Annotated in this window: 16 protein-coding genes; 4 read left to right on the plus strand and 12 right to left on the minus strand. The window is 52.2% G+C overall.

What is annotated here, in order from left to right; translation table 11 throughout:
- The first annotated feature begins 490 nt into the window (after positions 1-490).
- The 4 genes from FH749_01525 (at position 491) to FH749_01540 (ending at position 3,831) form a co-directional block, all read left to right on the plus strand.
- Positions 491-1,285 carry an HAD family hydrolase gene (locus FH749_01525; protein ID MTI94159.1) on the plus strand — a complete coding sequence of 265 codons (795 nt, stop codon included), beginning with the start codon at positions 491-493 and terminating at the stop codon, positions 1,283-1,285.
- Positions 1,286-1,467: 182 nt separating this feature from the next.
- Positions 1,468-1,686 (plus strand): helix-turn-helix transcriptional regulator, encoded by a 219-nt coding sequence (locus FH749_01530; GenBank protein MTI94160.1) that lies wholly within the window; start codon positions 1,468-1,470, stop codon positions 1,684-1,686.
- Positions 1,667-2,629 (plus strand): ATP-binding cassette domain-containing protein, encoded by a 963-nt coding sequence (locus FH749_01535; GenBank protein ID MTI94161.1) that lies wholly within the window; start codon positions 1,667-1,669, stop codon positions 2,627-2,629. Before FH749_01530 ends, FH749_01535 begins: the two co-directional genes overlap by 20 nt.
- Entirely contained in the window at positions 2,629-3,831 is a 1,203-nt protein-coding gene (locus FH749_01540) for an ABC transporter permease (protein MTI94162.1), read from the plus strand. The genes FH749_01535 and FH749_01540 overlap by 1 nt, the downstream gene beginning before the upstream one ends.
- 456 nt (positions 3,832-4,287) lie before the next feature.
- Here the strand turns inward: FH749_01540 and FH749_01545 are convergent, their stop codons facing one another.
- From FH749_01545 to FH749_01600, 12 genes are all read right to left on the minus strand, one after another.
- Complete coding sequence (locus FH749_01545) at positions 4,288-5,724, minus strand: phospholipase D family protein (protein ID MTI94163.1); 1,437 nt, start codon at positions 5,722-5,724, stop codon at positions 4,288-4,290.
- Positions 5,725-5,729: 5 nt separating this feature from the next.
- Positions 5,730-5,972 carry a hypothetical protein gene (locus FH749_01550; protein ID MTI94164.1) on the minus strand — a complete coding sequence of 81 codons (243 nt, stop codon included), beginning with the start codon at positions 5,970-5,972 and terminating at the stop codon, positions 5,730-5,732.
- An 84-nt stretch (positions 5,973-6,056) separates the two neighbouring features.
- Entirely contained in the window at positions 6,057-7,877 is a 1,821-nt protein-coding gene (gene glmS / locus FH749_01555) for a glutamine--fructose-6-phosphate transaminase (isomerizing) (GenBank protein ID MTI94165.1), read from the minus strand.
- Between the two features lie 265 nt (positions 7,878-8,142).
- A complete protein-coding gene (locus tag FH749_01560; GenBank protein MTI94166.1) occupies positions 8,143-9,480 on the minus strand; it encodes a phosphoglucosamine mutase in 1,338 nt (445 codons plus the stop codon).
- A 6-nt stretch (positions 9,481-9,486) separates the two neighbouring features.
- Positions 9,487-10,326: a TIGR00159 family protein gene (locus FH749_01565; GenBank protein ID MTI94167.1), complete on the minus strand. Its 840-nt coding sequence runs from the start codon at positions 10,324-10,326 to the stop codon at positions 9,487-9,489.
- Positions 10,327-10,351: 25 nt separating this feature from the next.
- Entirely contained in the window at positions 10,352-11,674 is a 1,323-nt protein-coding gene (locus FH749_01570) for a TldD/PmbA family protein (protein MTI94168.1), read from the minus strand.
- The gene (locus FH749_01575; protein ID MTI94169.1) at positions 11,674-13,113 is read right to left on the minus strand and encodes a TldD/PmbA family protein; all 1,440 of its coding nucleotides are present in this window, start codon (positions 13,111-13,113) and stop codon (positions 11,674-11,676) included. The genes FH749_01570 and FH749_01575 overlap by 1 nt, the downstream gene beginning before the upstream one ends.
- Positions 13,114-13,268: 155 nt before the next feature.
- Positions 13,269-13,511 (minus strand): DUF2007 domain-containing protein, encoded by a 243-nt coding sequence (locus FH749_01580; GenBank protein MTI94170.1) that lies wholly within the window; start codon positions 13,509-13,511, stop codon positions 13,269-13,271.
- 136 nt (positions 13,512-13,647) lie between these two features.
- Positions 13,648-14,439, minus strand: coding sequence for a bacteriocin (locus FH749_01585; protein ID MTI94171.1), 792 nt, complete (start codon positions 14,437-14,439; stop codon positions 13,648-13,650).
- Positions 14,440-14,456: 17 nt separating this feature from the next.
- Positions 14,457-14,792: a hypothetical protein gene (locus FH749_01590; protein MTI94172.1), complete on the minus strand. Its 336-nt coding sequence runs from the start codon at positions 14,790-14,792 to the stop codon at positions 14,457-14,459.
- A gap of 214 nt (positions 14,793-15,006) precedes the next feature.
- A complete protein-coding gene (locus tag FH749_01595) occupies positions 15,007-15,453 on the minus strand; it encodes a hypothetical protein (protein MTI94173.1) in 447 nt (148 codons plus the stop codon).
- Positions 15,454-15,575: 122 nt separating this feature from the next.
- Positions 15,576-16,886, minus strand: a complete 1,311-nt coding sequence (locus FH749_01600) for a GTPase (GenBank protein ID MTI94174.1) — start codon at positions 16,884-16,886, stop codon at positions 15,576-15,578.
- Between the last annotated feature and the right edge of the window lie 56 nt (positions 16,887-16,942).

Raw genomic sequence — 16,942 nt, forward strand, 5'->3', positions numbered from 1 at the left:
CCCCTTCCCCTGTTTTGTTATGCCCAAAAACAGAGCACAACTGGGGAGATAAGCCTTAATCGTGGCAAAAAACAAGAGAAAAGAGCTATCGCCCTACGTTAATAATTAAACGTTTTGCGACAGCCCCTTTATTTTTTCCGGACTCCATATTGCTAATATTAAAGTTAATATTAAATTATTTAAGTGTAGGGCTTGCAATTTCTCTGGGAACATGTATAATATAATTCAAAACAAGCGTGCAACTTAAATTATTAAAGTATAGCATTGCATAAATCAATACAGGGAGGGATTGTTTTGACCCGCAAAGAAGAACTATTGGAAAAGGAAAAGGTTAAGTACTGGGAAATCTGTGGCAGCAAGTAGTTTTGATTACTAGCATACTCCTACACACCTCTTTTTCAGCCAAGCCAGCTTCGGTTTGGCTGTTTTTATATCCCCATAAAACCCACAGATATGCTATCATGGTGTTATCAGTTCAAAGGAGGTCACCATGCGTAAATTGATCGCCCTGGATTTGGATGGAACGCTGTTACAGAGCGACATGACCATATCCACGGCCACCAAAAAGCTTCTTAAAGAACTTCAAGCCGCCGGCCACCTAGTGACGATTGCCACTGGCAGACCATTCGTTTCTGCGGTCGGTTTTGTCCGGGAGCTTGAGATCACCAATCCGTTTTTAGCGATAAACGGCGCCCTGATGGTCAACTCCAATGGGAAAATCTACAAGACCCATCCTGTTCCTAAAAATCTTGCCAGGGAATTCCTTGATTTTTGCCTGGAAAAAGATATAACATGCACACTGGTCACCAAAGATGAAATGTTTATCAGCCGCAATGACATTTATGCCATCCAGATGCATCAGCTATATGACAAAACCACGCCGACTTTAATCGAAAACCGGGAAACGGCAACGGAAGCGCCTATCTTAAACATCTTCCTCAATTCATCTGACCATGCGCGTTTTGAGGAGATTTTCAAAACCATCCATGATGCTTTCGAACCGAGACTCAGGGTTGTACGCGTTGGCGACTTGATGATGGACGTTGTGCAGCCGGGAGTTTCCAAAGGTGAGGGGCTAAAAGATTTAGCGGCAATGCTTAATATTCCAATGTCTGACACCATCGCAATCGGCGATAACCATAATGATATTCAAATGCTAAAAATGGCCGGCACCGGTGTAGCAATGGCCGGCGCTGACCGGGAAGTACAGCAAGCAGCCGACATGGTGACGGCCGGAAATGATGAAGATGGGGTTATCCGTGCTCTGGAGAAACTGATACAGTAACCTGCACCGCCCAACGGCGGTGCTTTGCTTTACGAATATTACAATTTGATGGCGGCACTTGTCTAAAGACAGGGATGGTGATATATTTTTAACATAATGTGAGCAATTTATAACAGAGGTGATGATATGCGCCTGAATCCAATTTCCCTAGTTGGCTTGCTGGCCTTTATAGGGCGTGGTGACTGAAGGTGAAGCTAAACTCACAGCTAAAAAAACACCGGGTGCTGGCAGAACTAACCCAGGATGAACTGGCTGCCAAAGTTGGTGTGCGCAGGGAGACGATTGTTCACTTAGAGGCAGGCCGCTACAATCCATCCTTAAAGCTAGCCTGGCAGCTTGCCAAAGTTTTAAACACCGGGATTGAAGAGATTTTTTGGTACGATGAGGATAGCGAAAGCTAAAATATTTTTGGAGAGGTTTGAGCAAATGGACCATTTACTGTCTGTACGCAACCTAAGCAAAGCCTATAACGGCAAACCGGCGGTGGACAATATCAGCTTTGACGTGCGCCGCCACGAAATCATGGGATTTCTTGGGCCCAATGGCGCTGGCAAAACCACGGCGATTCGCATGATTCTCGGGATACTGAGGCCCAACGGGGGAGAAGTCAGTTTTTTTTGGAACGGTGAAGCGAGCGCTTTGAACAAACAAATGGTCGGCTACCTGCCAGAAGAGCGGGGACTGTACGATAACGCCAAAGTTCTGGACTCACTGATTTATCTTGCCGCCCTTAAAGGCGTGGACGGGCGCACCGCCCGGGCCCGGGCCATTGAGTGGCTGGAGCTCTTGAAATTAAGTGATTACGCCAACCACAAACTGGAGAAACTCTCCAAAGGTATGCAGCAAAAGGTGCAGTTTATCGCCACCATCCTGCATAAACCAGAATTGGTGGTTTTGGATGAACCCTTCTCGGGCCTGGACCCAATTAACCAGGACTTGTTCAAAGAGATGATTCTCAAGCTCCGGGAAGAGGGAATCACGGTGCTACTCTCGGCCCATCAAATGAATGTCGTGCAGGAACTCTGTGACCGGATTTTTTTGATTAACAATGGTAAGGCGGTATTGTACGGCACCTTGGAAGAAATCCGCGACCAACATAAGATTAACCAAGTTGTAATCGAGTTTACTGGGGAAGACAATCTGGAGCGTTATCTTACCGGACTGCGAGATGCCAGCGATGTAAAGGTTGCCGGCAACAGGGCCAGCCTGCGCCTGCATACCGATATGGATGTCAATCAATTTATTCAGGAAGCAGGACGGCACTGTACACTCAAAGGAATCAAAGTGGAAAAACCCCAGCTTCATGAAATATTTATCGAAACTGTCGGCGGGAGGTCTAAATAATGCAGAGACGTAATATCGCCAGTGTTTTTAAATGGGAACTGCGCAAGCACATAAAGAGTCCGATATTCTTGATCTTCACCTTTTTGATTCCCGGGTTCATGATTCTGGGAGGATTTTTACCTAACTTCGTGGTCTCCCAAATCGGGGCCGATGCCCAGGATCTCTATATCAGGGATGAAACAGCGCAACTGGCGCCCCTGATTGAGGATACCCTCAGGGATTCAAACTACGAGATCATTATCACCGACAGTGATGTTGATGAACTGGAAGCAAAACTGGAAGCGGGCGAAATCCCCGGCTATCTGCATATTACGGAAGAAACTTTGGCCAGCGGCCAGATGACCTTTTATCTTGCAGACGCAAAGGATATCAGTCGCAACGATTTGCAACAATCCCTGCAGCCGGCATACACCCAATACCGTCTGCAAGCGTCCGGGGTCAACCCCGAGGAGCTTGCGTCGATCATGGTTCCGGCAACGGTGAACGTGCTGACAGTAAGTGGCGAAGAGCAAGGGATAGCCGATATCCTAATTCCGATGTTCACCGGAATGATTCTGTTCATTTCGATTCTGTTCTCCGGTCAGATCCTGATGCAGAGCGTAATCAAGGAAAAGCGCAACCGCATTATCGAGATTCTCCTATCTTCGTTGTCAGCCAGAGAATTATTGGTTGGCAAAATCCTCGCCTTTGGCGCTCTTGGTCTGATTCAAATTGGCATTTGGTTGACTGCCGGTCTTACTGTCGCCACCCGATTCATGGACTTAAGCGCCCTTCAATTTGAATATACACAGATTCTCACGTCCCTGCCCTATTTTGTCCTCGGTTACCTGCTGCTGGCAACGATGTTTGCGGCGATGGCGGCGATGATGAAAGATGCCGAGAGTGGCAGCCAGGCCCATGGTCTTGTAATCATGATCCCCATTCTCCCGCTGATGCTTTCGGCGCCAATCATGATGGCCCCGAACCACATCATCGTCCGGATTGTCAGCTTCATCCCGATATTTACACCGGCGACAATGCTGATGCGGATGGGTGCGACCACTGTTCCGGCATGGGAAATAATCGCCACATCACTGGCACTGCTGGCGGGAACCATTTTCTTCCTTTATATCGGAGCCCGGATATATGGCGGCAGCCTCTTGAAGTATGACACCGCCTCCGGGTTCAAGGATGTAATCGGCCTCCTAAAAAACAAAGATTAAAACTAATAAGACCACAGCTATTTATGGCTGTGGTCTTATTAGTTCAAGTTATCCATAACTGAATTAAAACAATAGTTATGAGCAGCAAAAAGAAAATTGAGGACCACTTGGCCACCTTAATCGCCAATTCACTTGGCTCGAGGTCATTATCAAACTGCCAGCGTCTGCCGAACAACACGGCCTGCTCCGGAAAGAAATATGACCAGGCCAACCCCCCGATTACAGGCAACAAAGCGAATGTCAGTACCCACTTTTGGATAATAATTCTCCCTCCAGAATCCAAATCACGACAAGAGTTATGGCAATGCCCATGCCTGGGACACATCTGACTGCTTTTGCCCCGCAGTGACGACAGTTGACTTCCTTTTCGCCAGCAGGGGCTTACAATGAAACCCAATTAGTCCCTTATTCATTATACCAAAGTTGGTTAATACCCAACACAACCAGGTACGTAATTTAAAGCATATATTCAAAGGGATAGGTGATCCACGAAAGTATTCTGACCAACAAGCGCTTAAACCTTGACACAGGCCTGGCCTCCACCGCCGAGCTGTCTTGATATCCATAATCGGGGCCTACGGCCAGACTGCCTTCCGCAACAAGGTGCTTGATTTGCTCCTCCAGGATGGCTGCAAATTCCTCGCTGTCAATAACAACCATGGTTTCAGTGCTTAAAAATGCGCTGCGTGGGTCGATGTTGAAGGAGCCAACCAGACTGAGCCGGCTGTCAAAGACATAAGATTTGGCATGAACAGAGCCCGGACCCTGATACTCATATAGATTGATACCAACATCCACCAACCAGGGGCGATAACGGGTATAGCCGGACATGGCGAAGGGATTGGGGCTGGTGGCCACCGAATTTGTTAGAATATTGATATCCTCCGCCGAAATTTGTTCCACATCCAGGCAGCGCATCATTTGGCCGCCGGGAATAACGTACGGGCTTTGCATATATATCGACTCTTCAGCTCCGACAAGCAGACCCGCCAACTCCTGCCACACCCAGGGCTCTTTGTTCAGGCGTTGCAAGGGATTATGGATCAGAGTTATCTTATTTGTCGGAACTGAATCCTCCAACCAGTTATTAGCAGGCTTAAACAATTCCGGCTGCGCCCGTCTTTGTTCAGCGACAAACCGGCGCAACTCCTCTATCCGCTCTTGACCGCGGCGCCGCTGGCGCCCGGTCAAGTCCTGGCTGGGCATACTGGTAAATTCATGCTCCCAAACCTCATCGAAATAATCACCTATCTGGCTGACAACGCTCTGGGTGGGCACGTCCATGTCAGTGTTGACTATAACAACATCCCGGTCATGGACAGGCTCCCCGTCGAAGTCCTCAAGAAAATATTTATCACCGATGTTTCGGCCGCCGGTCATCGCCAATTGTTTGTCAACAACCAGCAACTTGTCATGCAAGCGATTATTTGCCGTCCAGGGCTGAAGCAAATTCAAGGGCTCATAGAGGCGGAGCTCAATATTGGGATGGTCAATCACGGCGTAGAGCAAGTCTTTGTTAGTTCCCCGGAGACTATGGAACAGGCCATCCAAAAGCAACCGCACTTGCACACCCCGGTCGGCCGCGGCAAAAATGCACCCAAAGAATAAATCGGCACTCTCCCCGGCATGGACTGCATGGTAAGTGATGTCCAGGGTATGCTGCGCTTTCTCAATTAGATTAACCCGTGCCTGGGCAGATTGGGAGCGTCCCTCCACCAAAACCACCCGGTCGGGACCAGTTTCTTCGCTAAAGAATCTGGCACTAACATACTCTGTGGGCTGGTTCACCGCCGGTTGATGAAAACCAAAGATGATCACTCCGGCCACCAGGGCGTAAACTGCATAGATTGCTGCTATGTATAGAACTACTTTTAGTGCACGACTCAGCGTCAAATCACTTACACCTCCCGGAGCATGGGCGGAGCATGGGGACGGTTCTCCTGCTCCCGTCCAAAGCCACTCCAGATAGTTTTACGAAAAAATCCTTGTTTACAATATACCCACAGACTCAGTGAAAACTCATCCCGCACCTGGAGCAAAGAGCTTAACTCCGCCACTCCCGCCAAGTCGAGAAAAAACAAGACAGAGTAAATCTGCCTTGTTTTATTTCCCGATGTTTCCCGGCTGAGTTGCGAAAACATATTTAAACGTTGCCTGGTAATGCAAAGCATTTCAAGGTCAGAAAGCCGGGAGCAGCCGGGAGCAGCAGAACCGTCCCCGTGCTCCTACTCTACTGTGACGCTCTTGGCTAGGTTGCGGGGTTTGTCGACATCCCGGTCCCGGACAACTGCGGCGTAATATGCCAGCAGCTGGGTGGGAATAACGGAGATTATTGGCATCAGCGGGTCGGGCAATTTGGGCAACTGGATGAGAATGTCTGACGCTTCCCGCATCCGCTCTGGGTACTGACTGATGCCAATGACCAGCGCACCCCGCGCCTTGGTCTCCTTAATATTGCTAATAGTCTTATCCAGCAGATCGCTTTGGGTGGCGAGACCGATTACCGGTGTTCCCTCTTCCACCAAGGCAAGGGTGCCATGTTTCAGTTCGCCGGCGGCATATGCCTCGGCGTGAATATATGATATTTCTTTTAGTTTCAATGAACCTTCCTGGGCCACAGCCCAATCCAGCCCGCGACCAATAAAGAACGCGTCATGCCATTCGCGGCCGCTATCGGCCAGTTCGGCCAGTTCTTTGCTGCTGTGGGTAAGGAAGCTGTCGGCCACATTAGGCAGTTCTCTGAGCGCCTTCAGCAGTGGCTGGAACTGCTGCCAATTGCGGTCCAGTTCCCGGGACAGGTAGCAGGCAAACAAGGCCAGGGCCACCAACTGGGTGCTGTAGGCCTTGGTGCTGGCCACAGCAATTTCAGGCCCGGCGGCGGTGAAGATGACATTGTCTGCCTCCCGGGCTATCGAGCTGCCCACCACATTAGTAATCGCCAGGGCTTTGGCGCCGCGGCGCTTTGCCTCCCGCAGGGCGGCCAGGGTGTCGGCGGTTTCACCGGACTGGCTGATTACCAGGACCAAATGGCGGGAATCGAGAACCGGGTCCCGATAGCGGAACTCGCTGGCCAAATCGTTCTCCACCGGAATCCTCAGCATCCGCTCCAACAGGTATTTGGCCATAAGGCCGGCGTGGTAGGCGGTGCCGCAGGCAACGACAAAGATTTTCTCAACCCCGGCCAGGTCTTCTGCGGTCAGCCTGACGTCGGGGAAGTCGATTGAGTCATCGGCAGACAGATACTGACTAATGGTGTTGCGCAAAGCCGCCGGCTGCTCCATGATTTCCTTGAGCATGAAGTGGGGATACCCCCCTTTTTCCACGGCTTCGGCATCCCAATCGATTGTAGTGGGCGCCTTTTCAACCTGGTTGCCGTCGGCGTCAAAGACTGTTAGGTTCTTCCTGGTCACCCGGGCCAGCTGCCCGTCTTCGAGGATGACAATCTGGCGGGTGTACTCCAAGATTGCCGGAATATCTGAGGCGATGTAATTCTCATTCTCGCCCACGCCCAGGACCAACGGACTGTCCTGGCGGACGACAATGATTTCTTCCGGATTGTCCCGGCACATCACGCCCAAGGCATAGGATCCCTCCAGCCGGCCTACAACCTGACGCACAGCGGCAAGCAAATCTCCCTGCCAGTATTCCTCCAGCAAATGCGGGATCACTTCAGTGTCGGTTTCGGAGCTGAAGCTGTGGCCCCGGGATTTTAACTCCTGAATCAACTCCTGATAGTTCTCAATAATCCCATTGTGCACCGCAGCAAACCGGTTATCGCAACCGGTATGGGGGTGGGAGTTGGCGTCAGAGGGCTTGCCATGGGTAGCCCAACGGGTGTGTCCGATACCAATGGTACCGACATTGTTCTGATTGCTCACCTGGGTTTCCAGACTGTCCAGTCGTCCCTTGGTCTTAATCACGCGAATCTCGCCCTGATGCAAAGCAATACCGGCCGAATCGTAGCCCCGGTACTCCAGGCGCTTCAATCCAGCTATCATAATCGGTGCGGCCTCGCGGCCCCCGATGTATCCCACAATTCCACACATATTTTGTTTTCCTCCAATTGTTTTGTATAGGTTGCATTGATTAGATCGTACGCCTGGTCCTATTGTCCCGGAGATCGCTCTCCGGATTTGTCAGACCGTTAACGGCGGCGCTTACGCCGGGAGGTCACCCGCCGAAAAACTCGCCAAACCTCCATCCGCGTCAACTTGCCTCACGGCAAGCCCGGGCGCTTTGCCTAAACTTTGTTTTTCACCTCCTCGCCTTATTTCCACATGTACAGGCCTCACCTCCTTAAGAGCGAGAGTTTTAGCCCTGCTCGGCTTTAATTACGTCTGCGATACCCTGGGCAAGCACAGCCAGTTGTTCCTGCTCCGGTCCCTCTAACATCACTCTGATCAGGGGTTCGGTTCCGGAAGGCCGCACCAGAACCCTGCCCCGGTCGCCTAACTGGACCTCGGCGCCAGCAATCGCCTCGTTAATGCGCTGATTGCTTTCCCAGCCATCTTTGCTGGCAACCCGCACATTCACCAGAACCTGGGGCAATCGTTCCATAACCTTTGACAGATCCGCCAAGGAACTACCGGTTTGGGACATTATCTCCATCAGCTGCAATCCTGTGAGAATACCGTCACCGGTGGTGGCGTAGCGGCGGAAAATCACATGCCCTGACTGTTCGCCGCCCAGACTGTACTCGCCTTTGAGCATTGCCTCCAGTACATACCGATCCCCGACCTTGGTGGCTACGGTCTTGATACCCAAGTCCCGAGCCGCAAGTTGCAAGCCCATATTGCTCATAACCGTCACTACCAGAGTATTGTCTTTGAGCAAACCTTGTTCCTTTAAATGCCGGGCGCAGATTAACATGATTTTGTCGCCGTCCACCTCGCTACCGGTATGATCCACGGCAATCAGGCGGTCGGCGTCCCCGTCAAGAGCTAGCCCCAGATCGGCGCGTTGTGCCCGCACTGCCTTGGCCACTGCCTCCGGATGGGTCGAGCCGCAACCGGCGTTGATATTGCTGCCATCAGGATTGGCATAGATAACCTGCACAGTTGCGCCGGCGCTCTCCAGAACCCGGGGGGCGATAAAACTACCGGCGCCGTTGGCGCAATCCAGAACCACCTTGAGCCCGTTAAGCGGCTTGCAGATGGTGCTCCCCAGATACTCTATGTAGCCCTCAGCCAGAGACTGATCATGGGCAATTCGCCCGACATTGGGACCCACCGGCCGCGGCAGGGCATCCATACCCTCCCTGATGATACTTTCAATCTCTTCTTCCTGGGCATCCTCTAATTTCAACCCCCAGGTATTTACAAACTTTATGCCATTATCGGCCATGGGATTGTGTGATGCGGAAATCATTGCACCGGCCACAGCATTGCTGGTCTTGGTAAGCCAGGCCAGAGCAGGGGTTGTCACCACGCCGGCCAAACGCACATCGACACCAACAGAGGCAATGCCGCTGGCCAAAGCCGCTTCCAGCATCGTTCCCGAAAGCCGGGTATCACGTCCAATAATAATTTCGCCACCCTGTTCCCGGGCCAGGTTCCAGGCCGCTGCCCGGCCAAGGGAAAATGCCAATTCTGGCGTCAATTGGGAATTGGCCTCGCCACGCACGCCATCGGTGCCAAACAATTTACTCATATCAAATCACTCCTTCCATCCAGGTTGCCAGCGTCTAGAAAATAGCGAGTGCTCTTGCTGTCTTGTTTGCAAAAATGTCTCCAGACGCTGTTTGAGATTCTTTTCATCTAAATAACGGGTAAGGGTTCCCTCCACCGCCATCGAAATCGCTCCGGTCTCCTCCGAAACAACAATTGCTACAGCGTCGGATTGTTCGGTAATCCCCAGGGCCGCCCGATGCCGGGAGCCCAATTCGATGTTGACCTCGGGATTATCGGTTAGGGGCAGATAACAGCTGGCGGCGCGTACCCGGTTGGCCCGGAGAATGACAGCGCCGTCATGCAGCGGTGTGTTGGGTTCGAAAATGTTAATTAAGAGTTCGGATGTAAGCTGGGCGTCAACCGCCACTCCGGACTCGGACCAGTCTTTGAGACCAGTCTCTTGCTCCCAAATAATCAGCGCTCCGACCCGGCGCTCTGCCAGGTTGACAACGGCCCGCACCAGGTGACTGATTGCCTGGGCGCGCTCCTGGGGCGGCAACAGCGACGCTTTCGGGAAAAGCCTGCCCCGACCCAACTGCTCCAGGGCCCGACGCAATTCAGGATAGAATATGATTGGCAATGCCACCAAACCAACAGTCATCACCTGGCTCAGCAGCCAGCTGGTTAACTGCAGGCCCACCCATTGACTGATGACGCTGGCAATCACCAAAACGGCCAACCCCTTAAGCAGCTGAACTGCCCGGGTGCCACGAATCAGCAGCAAAACCCGGTAAAAGAGCAGGCCGATAATCGCCAAGTCCAAAAGCAGAACCGGCGATATTAGTGTCCGCACAGATTCATACAAACCAGCGATGGTTTCCCACATCTCTTTTCCCTGCCTTATGCTTAGGTTACTCGGAACCGTTAAACTTAAACCCGCGAATCTTCAGAGCCGGCACCCGCACACTCCCCCAAAACCAACCGAAAAGCTTGCTGCTGTCTCCAACCATTTCCACCCGGCTTAAAGCGCGAATCAAACTCTCGGTAAAACGGAGGTTCTTCAGGGACCGGGTGAGTTTTCCGTCCTCAATTAACAAGGTGCCGTCCCTGGTGACGCCGGTAAGCACTGCCTGCCGGGCGTCCAGTACGTTCACATAGTGAAACCTGCTTATAAGTATACCACGTTTTGTGGACACAATCATATCGTCTAACATTGCATTGCCGGCTTCCATGAACATATGATTGGGCAGCGGGCCCTGGGAGGGCGGTAGCTGTCCGTGTCCGGTACTGGCCTTTTCCATATAGGTTGCAACAGAATTATCCGTGGCGACATTCTGAACAATACCCTTGGTAATCAAATTGAGCTTGCGTTTGGGGACACCCTGAAAATCAAAGGGCATCGCCAGCCCTTCGGGGTCAAGGGCATCATCCCAGATTGTAACGTTATCACCAAGATATTTTTCCCCCAGTTTGGGGAAGGGGCTGCGCCCTTCAAGGAGTGCCTGGCCGTTCAAGCCAATCAATGCCAGAAACCTGACTAAGTCTGCGACAGCGGCAGGCTCCAAAATGACTGTATGCTCGCCTGGCGGAAACCCTTGGGGATTGCTGGCTGCTTCACACTTCGCTGCAGCGGCGGTCATCGCCCCAATAAAGTCCAAATCTGCCAGACGCCGGCCACAGGTGCTGCCATATCCGGAGGTTGTTTGCTGGTGGTCGCTGACCACCAAATGGAAATCTGCAAATGTGGCCCGGGTCCAGGCCCGCAGGCCCCGGGTATTCACCAAGGCCAGCTCTTGGTCGGCGCCGGTAAAAGCGCCGCTAGCCTGCATCTTGGCGTTTCGCACAGTCACCAATGTGTCGGCCACCAACTGGGCATGCCCCTCAGGAGTAAGGTTGCTCAGTTCGGGATCGTGTAAATTCATTTCTTTATATGAGGTGGCCGGACTAAGGGGCGGCTGGGATGAACGGGGCATAGGCAGTTTTGCCGCCTCCAGCGCCTTGCGAACGGCACCGGCCAACTGTTTGCTATCCAGGCTGTTGGTAATAAAAGTGCCGCCTTTACCATTCTCGATCACCCGCACAAACACGCGACTGTTTTGCTCCCTGATGTTCTGATGGATGGTATTGTTACTAAACCGGGTCAGCTGCTCGCTGCTGACCTGGGCGATAATTTCGGCGTCGATATGCTCCGGCAACGCAGCCTCTAGACGGGAAAGCAATTGTTCTTTAGCCATCAGCGAGCTGCACCTGCCTTTACACGGCGGAATCGGGCAGGAGCAGCGCCATGACCGACCATCATTGCCTGGAGTGGCTCCCCTTTGCCACAATTGGGAATCCCCCACATCTGCCAAGCTTCGGGGCCGGCAATGCCGTCACACCGGGACCAGAATTCCGGCGTTATGCCAGTATAGACAGGATTTTTCACCATATGGGTTATTTTACCGCCCGCAATTCGCCAACCGATTTCGGTGCCAAACTGAAAATTGAGCCGCTGATCGTCGATGCTGAAACTGCGATTGGTCTCCAATAGCAATCCGCGCTCGATACCGCCCACAAGGTCTGCCAGGGAACCGTGGCCTGGGTGAAGGTTGACATTGGTCATCCGCACCAAGGGTAGATGGTGCCAACTCTGGGCACGCATCGCCCCGGAGCTAAAACGTCCGATGGCACCCGCCGACTCGCGCCCAGAAAGGTAGTTTTGAAAAATACCGTTACGGATTATTGGGGTTACCTGGGCCTTAACCCCTTCGTCATCATAAGCGAAACTACCCGGCGCCCCCGATATGGTGGCGTCGGCAGTGATGTTAACTATATTGGAGCCATAGCGATAATTGCCCAGTTTGTCGGGAGTGAGGAAGCTGCCGCCGGCCAAGCTGATCTCGCTGCCCAGGGCGCGGTCCAACTCCACCGCATGTCCGCAGGTTTCGTGTAAGTGCAGAGCCAGCTGGGAGCCGGCGATGATGATATCTGTTTCCTCATCGGGGCACAGGGGCGCCCGGACCAGTTCTAAGGCCTGCTCCGCAGTCTTGCGGGCATTGCCCACCAGATCCAGCTCGCGTATATATTCATAACCACGACTTGCATAGTTGCCACCAAATCCACAGGGGTAAGTACGCACCTGGGCATCTTCATCAGTGACCGCCGTTATCGTGAGCCCACCGCCACTGTAGACAAATGTCTGATCTATTACTGAATCTAATGTCGATACAAATTGCTTGCGTTCTCTACGGAAGCGCATTTGCGCCTGGCGCACAGCCACTCCCGGCAGGTTCATCTCCTGATCAGCTGCCAGCAGTAGTTCCAATTTATCTGCGTTGGGAATCGCAAACGGATCTTCTTCCAACGGGCTCTTGTAGCTGGTCTGCACCGACACATAGGGGCTGAGCCGGGCGGGTTCGCCGCCACCCAGGGCACTTGCCCGGGCCACCGCCATCGCCTGCAACACCAGCTCCTCGATTTGCTCCGGGAGCAGCGCCGGCGCAGCGGCAAACCCCCAATAACCAGCAAGCAAGACCCGGACACCTATGCCCCGGGTCTCAGACTCCATGAGAGTATCGAGACTGCCATTCTTGACAGATATTAACTGTTCAGTGCTGGTGACTCCCCGGAGCTCAGCGTAATCTACTCCCTGCTCCCGGGCAATTTTAAGGCCTTCCAGCAATAAGACATCCATGCCTCCACCTCCCAGACAGAAAAAATGCGCCCGATGGCGCCAAAACTGCAACCGGGCTTTATCAATATATTCGCTGAATCTGTTCTTAAAACCTGCTTAGCCGGTGATTTTGTCGAATCTTCTATTGCCCGGGAAATTTTTTGTCGAAATCTGACTTAAATCTGGTCTTCGTGGTCGAGAGCGCCGTCCCGGAAGGCCTCCAGCAGCTGACGCGCTTCCTCCAGGTTTTGCTCCCTAACATAGAGATCTACGTCCTGACCGAGGCCGGTATAAATTTTGGCAGCGTCACCAAATCCTCGATACTGCCGATGCACCGGAATGTTCGCCGATTTGAGCACATCCTCAAGCATTTGCGCTTCAAAGTCATCCCGACAGTTAACCAGAAGTTTCATGCTCACTGCTTACACCTCCCTATTTAGTATTTCGCTTCCTAAATACTTAATCCCTGTGTATATCTCAATATATTAACTGAAACTTTACTCAATGACCGATTAAAACAGCCCGCTCCGAAAACCGTTGAGCGGGCTATTGCGATTAGACGCTGTATTGAACTATCAAACCGGGGTCGAGCACCCGGAAGGTAAAGGACTCGGCAACAAACAAACGCACTTTTTTGCTGTCATGGGATTCATAGCCGATGGAAAAGTCCATGCCCAGGGTAAGCTCCAGATCTTCGTGGTCATAGGGCAGGAGCAGAGCGCCTTCTAAGGCGGGGCTGTAGAGGATTTCGCCGCCAATCAGCTTCTCAACCCGCTTGGATAACGGATAACCGGCAGATTCTTTGTGCAGCAACTGCCAGGCCTTTTCACCCACAACCAAAGTCAGGGGCGGCAAGACAAAGGCATCCTTCAAGGCCAAAACGCCTGAAGATAATGATTCTAAAATGGCTTCACTGCTTGCCCCAAAGGGACGGGCTTCGGCGCCAACCTGCCGGAGGCCGGCAATCATCCCGCGTTCATAACCATTAAACACTGCATCCTCTTCAAAGCGGGCCGCCTTTTTCGCTGCATCCTCCAGAGCCTCGAGATTTACATCCCGGGCGCCGCGGGCTATGTTATCCAGCTCCCAGCGATCCAGTTCAAAACTGACCCGGGTTTCCACCAGCGGCTTAACCTGATGGATACCGGTGCGCACATTTCCGGGCTCATCGTCCAGCATTGCCAGGCGGCCTTCGGGCACAGCGGTATAATCCAAGCCCAGCGGGCCTCTTACCCGAACCGCTTTCCGGGCGGTGAGATTACTTTTGAGCACCTGGGTGGCGCGTTCGTCAATTTCATGCCATGCTTCCTTGGTCAATGGAGCTAATTGCCGTTTAAGAATATCCATTAAATTTCCCTCCCAATTTATTTCTTTAAGTCGCCGAGCTTGAGCCCGGCTTGCTTATGGTCTTCGCCGTCTTCACTGTGGCCGATGGGGCCCTCGGTGAACAGATACTTCCTCAGTTCCTTGTCCCAGCCCGGCATGTTCCTGCGCAACCATTCCAAAGTCATCGCCGCATGCTCAATCTCTTCATCTCTGTTATGGGCGAGTATTTCTTTGAGAGCGGGATTGTCGCTGTTATCTACCCGCTGCTGGTACCAACTTACTGCCTCCACCTCTTCTTTGAGGCTGCTCAGGGCGCGAACATAGTCCTTCGTCTCTTCGCTCAATTTCGCCAACCCTTCCACGTATACAGACATGGTTTCCTCCTCCTTATTAGTAATGGTTCTTGTTTGTAATACTACCGGAGTTTCTGCTTGCAGTCAAGGGTTTTTTGGAACTTTTTCATTAGTATTCACGTTGCCTCAATCTATGACTAATTGACCAGTAATTAGACTGCGACATAAAAGCGAGACCGCCCCCCAGAGACAGTCCCGCAGTTTATTTTGCTACTTCCCAGAATCGCGGCCAAAATTATGATACCCGAGTGCAATCCTGGGGTTCAACTTTTTCTGCCCTAATAATCAGGGCAGCGAAAAAACCGGTATACGCGGCAGTGCCAATAAAGAGCCAATCTATGTGCTCAACATTGACAGAGGTAAAAGCCCGCAACAGGATAAGCAGAGCTAAGAGCAGAATAAAGCTTGCGAGTATAATCAAAACCATCCGCAAATGCATGCCCGGCTTTCCAACACACTCAATGAATCGATGGGCTACCCGCTTGAGCTTGGGAACCAGATTTATCCGTTGGCCCACAGTGCAATAAATCATGCCCAGCCCCAAAAACATGACACCCAGTACAATCAATTTCCACGCCGAGTCAACTGTAGCTCGACTCAGTATACGATATATTAACAGTATTAGATAAAGACCAACTGCCGACGCCCACGATTTAAAAAATGTATTTTCGTTATTCTGCAATAATTACACCCCTCCCCTTGAATAACGATAGCATTATGCAATTACCAAATCAAGGCAATACCGAATCCCTACTAAAGCTATTTAAAACGGGACTGCTCCCCAGAGACAGTCCCGTAGTGTAATTACTTCAGTTTCTCCAGGACATCGGCCAGGGTGGGATGCCCAATTTCTTGTAGTTCGTAGCGCACCCGCAAAGCGGGCTTGTTAATCCCGAGAATTCTCGTCAAGTCGATGGGCGTGGCGACGATTACCAGGTCCACATCGGTGGCGTTGATGGTCTCCTCCAGCTCTTTAATCTGCTTGTCACCATAGCCCATGGCCGGCAGCAAATTGCCCATGTGGGAATACTTCTCGTACGTATGTCGAATTGTTCCCACCGCCCAGGGTCGAGGATCGACCATCTCGGCAGCGCCGAATTTATGGGCCGCAACGACGCCGGCGCCATAGGCCATTTCGCCATGGGTGAGGGTGGGACCATCTTCAATTACCAGTACCCGCTTGCCCTTGACCTGCGCACCGTCCTCGATGTAAATTGGCGAGGCGCCCTCGATAACCACGGCGTCGGGGCAAGCCCGGGCGATGCTAGCACGCACGGTGGCAACCCCTTCAGGGGAAGCGGTTTCCATTTTGTTGATTACAACCACATCGGCCATTCGCAGATTACTTTCACCGGGATGATAGTTCAGTTCATGGCCTGGCCGGTGCGGGTCCACCAAGGTGATATATATGTCGGGCTTGTAGAAGGCAAGGTCATTGTTGCCCCCGTCCCAGACGATGACATCTGCTTCTTTTTCGGCCTCGTGAAGAATCTTTGCATAGTCGACACCGGCGTAGACGATGATGCCTTTGTCAATATGGGGTTCGTACTCCTCCCGCTCCTCAATTGTGCATTCATGCCGATCCAAATCTGCGTATGTTTCATAGCGCTGCCGGACCTGTTTGGACAGGTCGCCGTAGGGCATCGGGTGGCGAATTGCCACAACCTTTTTACCCATTCCCCTGAGCGTGTCGCATACCTTGCGGGTTGTCTGACTCTTGCCAACACCAGTGCGGACAGCGGTCACCGCCACCACCGGCTTGTTGGCCCTGAGCATGGTGGTAACGGGGCCCATCAGGCGGAAATCGGCGCCGGCAGCCATGACGATACTGGCCTTTTCCATGACATAAGTATGAGGGACATCACTGTAGGCAAAGATTACTTGTTCCACATTATGCCGCTCAATTAAGTCTGGCAGCTCTACTTCACTGTGGATTGGGATGCCGTCGGGATACATCTTTCCGGCAAGCAATGCCGGATACACCCGCCCGTCGATGTCGGGAATCTGGGTAGCAGTAAAGGCCACCACCTGATAAGCGTCGTTGTCCCGAAAGTAGACGTTGAAATTGTGGAAGTCGCGACCCGCGGCCCCCATGATAATAACTTTCGTTGCCATTCGTTTCCCTCCCAGTTTGAGTTGTATGAGTCCCTTTGGAACCCGAAGCAGTTCAC

This window comes from Bacillota bacterium (genome assembly GCA_009711825.1).
Classification (GTDB): Bacteria; Bacillota; Proteinivoracia; order UBA4975; family VEMY01; genus VEMY01.